The sequence below is a fragment of the Streptomyces sp. W16 genome (assembly GCF_033194735.1).
Taxonomy (GTDB): Bacteria; Actinomycetota; Actinomycetes; order Streptomycetales; family Streptomycetaceae; genus Streptomyces.
On sequence record NZ_JAWOAI010000707.1, the window covers coordinates 1 to 4,151 of the forward strand.

Annotated in this window: 3 protein-coding genes; 2 read left to right on the top strand and 1 reads right to left on the bottom strand. The window is 68.4% G+C overall.

The window, feature by feature from the left end:
- Window positions 1-348: 348 nt before the first annotated feature.
- Complete coding sequence (locus tag R6V09_RS47550; RefSeq protein ID WP_317887680.1) at window positions 349-1,389, bottom strand: LacI family DNA-binding transcriptional regulator; 1,041 nt, start codon at window positions 1,387-1,389, stop codon at window positions 349-351.
- Window positions 1,390-1,734: 345 nt separating this feature from the next.
- On the opposite strand from R6V09_RS47550, the gene R6V09_RS47555 reads away from it, so the two are divergent.
- Together R6V09_RS47555 and R6V09_RS47560 are read left to right on the top strand one after the other, a co-directional pair.
- A complete protein-coding gene (locus R6V09_RS47555; RefSeq protein WP_317887681.1) occupies window positions 1,735-3,003 on the top strand; it encodes an ABC transporter substrate-binding protein in 1,269 nt (422 codons plus the stop codon).
- A gap of 125 nt (window positions 3,004-3,128) precedes the next feature.
- Window positions 3,129-4,001 (top strand): carbohydrate ABC transporter permease, encoded by an 873-nt coding sequence (locus R6V09_RS47560; protein ID WP_317887682.1) that lies wholly within the window; start codon window positions 3,129-3,131, stop codon window positions 3,999-4,001.
- Window positions 4,002-4,151 lie beyond the last annotated feature (150 nt).

Genomic DNA, 4,151 nt, shown 5'->3' on the forward strand with positions numbered 1-4,151 from the left:
CGGCGGGCGGTGGCGGCGCCGATGCCGGAGGCGGCGGCGGTGAGCAGCGCGGTGCGGCCCGCGAAGCGGGAGGGGAGGGAGGTAGTAGGGGTACGGGTAGTACCGGGAGCGCGGTCGGGGTGGTTCTCGGGGGTGGTGCGGCTCATGGCGTTCCTCTCGGCGTGACCGGCCCGTCCGGTCATCCGTCCTACGGGAGTGCCCTTCGGGGTCGGCCTACGGCTGGGGCCGACCCGCCCGGTCAGGTCGTACGGGTACTACGGGTGCTACGGGTGCTACGGGTGCTACGGGTGCTACGGGTCAGCTCGCGCTCGCGCATCCAGGTCGTACGGGTTCTACGGGTCCTACGGGTCACGCCACCCCACCGGCCCCCGGCCGAGCCGTGGACCCCCGCAACACCAGCCGAGGTTCGGTCGGCACGACCACGTCCCCCGGCGACTCCCCCCGGATCTCCGCGACCAGCGCGTCCACCGCCGCCGTCCCCAGTTCGTGCAGGGGCATCGCGACCGTGGTGAGCGGTGGGGTGAGGTAGCCGGCGACCGGGAGGTCGTCGTTGCCGACCAGGGAGATGTCCTCGGGGATGTGCAGGCCACGCTCGTGGATGGCCCGCATCGCCCCGATGGCCTGCGCGAGCGAGCTGGTGTACAGCGCGGTGACCTGGGGTTCTCCCTCGGCGGGGGTGAGGAGTTCGCGGGCGGCTGCGGCGCCGCCCTCCTCGGTGAAGTCGCCGGAGGCGACCGGTGCCGAAAGGAGTCCCAGTGCGGCGGAGTGCCGTAGGAACGCGTCCCTGCGGTCCTCACTGGGGGTGATCCCCGAGGGGCCGGCGATGTGGCCGATCACCCGGTGACCGAGTCCGTGGAGATGGTCGAGCGCGGTGACGCTGGAACGCGCCACGTCCATCGTGACGTTGCGGCCCGAGTCCTTGACTGCGCGGTTGAGGAAGACATGTGGAACCGGGTTGCGGCTCAGGGTCTCCAGTAGGGGGTGGTTGGGGCGGGCCGAGGCGATCAGGAGTCCGTCCACCCGACCCTCCTTGACCAGGTCGTTGAAGGTGTCGTCGGCCTCCTGCCCGTCGAAGTCCTCGGCGAGCAGGGAGAGATAGCCCAGCTCACGGGCGCGCTGGTAGGCGCCTCGGGAGATGGTGACGTAGGTCGGGTTGTTGAGGGCCGGCACCAGCAGGGCCAGGGCGTGGGTGCTGGCCCCGGCCAGGGCGCGGGCCCCGGAGTGCGGGCGGTAGCCCAGGGCGGCGGCGACCTCGTGGACGCGCTGTCGGGTCTCCGGCCGGACGGACAGGTCCTGCCGTCCGTTGAGCACCTTGGACACCGTCGCCTTGGAGACTCCCGCCTCCCGTGCGACGTCCACCAGCCTTGCCCGTACGGGCTGTTCAGCCACGCCAGTCCTCCCTGTCAACCACGCTGTCGACGACCCCGGCCGTCCGGCGAATCATGCCCTGCTGCCGGATTCGCCTGGGGTGTGGCGATCGGCGTGGGGTGTTGCGTTTGACCTCTTGACACCTTCTGGCGCCGCAACCTAGCGTTCGCCGAAGTCGTTGGTCAACCGGTTTCCTTCGATGGATTTCAGTGATATATCCATTCAGGCCCGGCAAACCATGATGGTCCTCGCACAGCCGACGGGACTCGGCGAACCAAGAGGACCCTCAACTTTCGGTAGAAGAACCGTAGAAACCCCTGCAAGCACGACGAAATCGGCATGCGCCGATGATGGGTGAGGTGTGCAATGAAGCGCTCCGGGAGACTGCTCGCGGTCGCCACCACGGTCGCCGCCCTGGCGACGTCGCTCGCCGCCTGTGGCGGCGGCTCCGACTCGACCTCGGCGGACGGGACGGTCACGCTCCACGTGGAGGCGTGGAAGGGCGGCGGCGCGGAGCCGGCGAACATCGCCGAGATCAACAAGGCCTTCGAGAAGGCACATCCGAAGATCAAGATCGACTTCAAGTACACCACCGCGGACCCCACCTACACGCAGAAGCTGCAGCCCGAGCTGCTGGGCGGCAAGGCCGGCGACGTCATCATGGTCGACGCCGACAAGATGAAGAAGTGGGGCGCCTCCGGCTACCTCGCGGACCTCTCGAACGAGTCGTGGGTCAGCTCCATATCCTCGGCCGCGAAGCCGTTCACGCAGAGCGGCGGCAAGACGCTGGCCATGCCGATGGAGCTGATCGGCATCGGTCTGTACGCCAACATGGACCTGCTGAAGAAGGCCGGGATCACCGAGGTCCCCGCCGACTGGCCGACGTTCCTCGCCGACCTCGCCAAGCTCAAGAAGGCGGGGATCACGCCCATCTCCCTTCCCGACAAGGCGGGTTGGACCGGCAGCTCGATCTTCCAGGCGAGCGGTTCGACGACCGTCTACCAGAAGAACAAGCAGTGGGACGCGGACTTCCTGGCCGGGAAGGCGTCCTTCGGCTCGGACTGGAAGGAGCCGCTCGACCAGCTCAAGACCCTTGGTGACAAGGGCTATGTGAACTGGAAGAACGAGCTCGGCGTCGACGAGTGGTCGCAGGGGCCGCAGGACTTCAGCGCCGGCAAGAGCGCCTTCTGGTACCAGGGTGCCTGGCAGGTCTCCAACATCAAGAAGGCCGGTTTCCCGGTCTCGTTCGCCCCCTGGCCGGGCGGTGCGGCGGGCACCAAGCCGAACGCGATGCTGTTCTCCGGCACCGCGTGGGGTGTCAACTCCCAGTCGCAGCACGCGGATGCGGCGAAGGAGTACGTGAAGTTCTGGTCGCAGAGCGCGAATCTGGCGAAGTACCTGGACGCCGAGCACGCCGAGTCCCCGTTCACCGGTGGCACCACGCCCGACTCGACGGAGACGACCATCTTCAACACCGCCTTCACGGAGGGCCGTTACCGGGTGCTCCCCTCCAACACCTGGTACGGCTCCCAGTCGGAGACCGACACCGGCTCCAAGATCCAGGCGTTCCTGCTGGGCCAGTCCGACGCGGCGAAGACGCTGAAGGACATCCAGACGGCGGCGTCCGCCAAGTAGCCGTAGCGGTGGGGTAGTTGGGCCGTCCGGTCAGTCGAACACCGGCCGGGTGATCGAGCCGGCCGGCCCACCCCCGTCCCACCCACTCCCCCAAGGGGCCTGACGGCCAAGGAGGTTGATCCCCCGTGTTCCACCGACGGCGTGCCACCATGGCCGCCTTCCTGCTCCCCGCGATCGCCGTGTACGCGCTCTTCATCCTGTATCCGCTGTTCAAGGGCGTCTACTTGAGCCTCACCGACAGCGTGGGCGGCCCGATCTCCCACTTCGTCGGCATGGACCAGTACTCGGCGATGGCGGACGACCCGCAGATCTCCGCGGCCCTGTGGCACACGGTCCTCTACGCCATCGTGGTCGTCGTCGTGCAGAACGGCCTCGGGCTGCTCTTCGCCTCGATGCTGTTCCGCCGCGAGAAGGTCCGAAAGGCCCTCAGCGTCGTCCTGTTGACGCCGACCCTCATCTCACCGCTGATGGCCGCGTTCATCTGGTCGTACCTCTTCGCGCCGAACGGCGGCCTCAACGCCCTGCTCGACGGGGTCGGCCTCGGCGGCCTCAAGCACGTCTGGCTCGGCGACCCGTCCACCGCGCTGTACTCGGTCGCCACGGTCAACATCTGGATGTTCACCGGCTACTCGTGCGCGATCTTCCTCGCCAGCTACATGAGCATGCCGACCGAGCTGCTGGAGGCCGCCGCCCTGGACGGCGCGAGCGGCTGGCGACGGTTCCGCAGCATCGAATGGCCGCTGCTGGCACCGGCGTTGACCGTCAACGTGACGCTCAGCCTGATCGGTTCGCTCAAGGTCTTCGAGTTCCCGCTCGTCCTGACCAACGGCGGCCCGGCCGGCGCCACCGACACCCTGACCCTGCTCGTGTACCGGAACATCTTCGGCGGCGGGAAGTTCGCCTACGGCGTCGCCATCGCGGTACTGCTCCTGGTGACCGTCGTCGTCCTGTCCAGCGCGACCAACTCCCTGCTCAGACTGCGCGAACGGCGCGTATGACGCCGTACGGACGCCTCCAAGGACGTACGCACCCCGTCGGCACCGTTGGAATCGGACGGATCACCCCATGACCTCACCCCCCTCAACCGCGGTCCCCGCAGCCGAAGTCGGCCGCCCCGCCGGGAAGCGTGACGCGCCCCGGCCCCGCGC

What these genes read in the sequence shown, in the direction of transcription:
- R6V09_RS47555 (WP_317887681.1), top strand. Translation starts at nt 1,735, where the DNA reads ATGAAGCGCTCCGGGAGACTGCTCGCGGTCGCCACCACGGTCGCCGCC.